The organism is Chryseobacterium sp. CG10_8, from assembly GCF_058117085.1.
On the sequence record NZ_JBYVEB010000235.1, the window covers coordinates 1 to 1,177 of the forward strand.

The 1,177-nt window shown below is 33.3% G+C and carries 3 protein-coding genes; all 3 read left to right on the top strand.

Going from position 1 to position 1,177, the window contains the following annotated elements:
• Positions 1–181, top strand: a 181-nt coding sequence (locus AC4AGG_RS16475; protein WP_489773113.1) for a phage tail-like protein, incomplete at its 5' end; no start/stop codon positions are given.
• 311 nt (positions 182–492) lie between these two features.
• Positions 493–792 (top strand): hypothetical protein, encoded by a 300-nt coding sequence (locus AC4AGG_RS16480; RefSeq protein WP_489773114.1) that lies wholly within the window; start codon positions 493–495, stop codon positions 790–792.
• A 64-nt stretch (positions 793–856) separates the two neighbouring features.
• Positions 857–1,108, top strand: coding sequence for a hypothetical protein (locus tag AC4AGG_RS16485; RefSeq protein WP_489773115.1), 252 nt, complete (start codon positions 857–859; stop codon positions 1,106–1,108).
• Positions 1,109–1,177 lie beyond the last annotated feature (69 nt).

A 1,177-nucleotide genomic window follows, 5' to 3' on the forward strand; every position in this document is an offset into this window, starting at 1 on the left:
CAGTACCGCAGATGGGGTTTTGGTCTTGGAGAGTACGACCAAAGCCATGGTTTTACCTATTGTATCAGATACCAACAATGTTCCAAGTCCATCCCCTGGAATGATGGTGTACATCAACAAAGCGGGAGCAAAACGCCTAGCCGTATTCAATGGTAGCAAATGGAGTTACTGGAAACCATAAAAACATAGAATAGTATCAGATAAAACCCAATACTAATAAAAGAGGCTGTCCAAAAAGTTTTGGGCAGCCTCTTTTTTGTTGATTTTCTCTAAAATTTGTATCTTAGGGTTGCACAAAATTCAACAATGGCTAAGGTAACATTTAAAAATCAAACAGGGAACTTTCCATAACTTTTTCCGATTAATATTTTTGATTTAATTCCTGAAGATCGCCTATTCGTTTGGTGGATTCAGTGGTTAATCAGTTTTGGATATTAGCGATATAATACCATTTGACCTTAAAAAATAGGATGATTTTTTGTATCTTTGATTATGCCAAAGAAAATTACAATTATCATTAGAGAAGAGATGGAATACTTACAAAAGTTGTTTTCCAAGACAGTCAAACCTTTGAAGAGAGGCCGTATTAAAACACTGATCTACATCAAAAACGGTAAGTATATATACCAAAAAGCAATAGCTGAAAAACTGGGAAGACAGGAAGAAACAGTAGGTACTTGGATTCGATCTTACCAACAAGGCGGATTGGATTCATTGCTAGAGGTTAAAAGTGGAGGAAATAATACACGAACCCTTTCAGATAAAGTACTCTCAAGTATAAAAAAAAGATAACAGACCCAAAAATAACCATGACGAAGATTTTTCCCTGCATAAACCCAATGAACTAAAGATACTCGTGATTGATAATGCTGCTTTTCATTCTACAAAAAATGTAGAGTTGCCAGAAAACATCATTCTTTTTCCTATTCCTCCGTATTGTCCCGAACTTAACCCCGCTGAAAGGGTTTGGGTACTACACATCTCGCAAAAAATAAATTATATTTTAAAAGAAGTTATATCTTTATTTTTAGGAAATACATCTATAGAACTAATCTTATTTTCTTATATAATCTATATGCATTATATAATCTTATTACCAACATATTAAATAAATAAGCGCAATAATTTTATTGAATTAGGCATCTAAAAGATATTGTTAAAGTCCTATCTTTACAGC

Excerpts from the sequence above, each read along its gene's own strand:
- AC4AGG_RS16480 (WP_489773114.1), top strand. The coding sequence starts at position 493 with ATGCCAAAGAAAATTACAATTATCATTAGAGAAGAGATGGAATACTTA.